Genomic DNA, 229 nt, shown 5'->3' on the forward strand with positions numbered 1-229 from the left:
GTGGAATTTCATTACGCAATACTTACAAGCGATTTGGACAGCTATTTTATACTTTGCAACGCCAATATTTGAAAGTATCAAGAATTTCATTTTTGAGTGTTGGAATACCATTTGTTCTACGACAAGTTTTGTATGGGAAACGATTAAAAATTTCTTAGTTTCCTGTTGGAATGGACTTGTAGCGTTTGTTATGCCGATTTTTGAACAAATCAAGTCTTGGATTATTGCT

1 pseudogene is annotated in these 229 nt (G+C 33.2%); it reads left to right on the forward strand.

The features are described 5' to 3' along the window. Positions 1 to 229, forward strand: a pseudogene (locus ACQGS6_RS29625) (hypothetical protein); the annotation flags it as partial.

The sequence above is a fragment of the Bacillus sp. GMs2/2 genome (assembly GCF_050172095.1).
GTDB classification, from domain to species: domain Bacteria; phylum Bacillota; class Bacilli; order Bacillales; family Bacillaceae_G; genus Bacillus_A; species Bacillus_A cereus.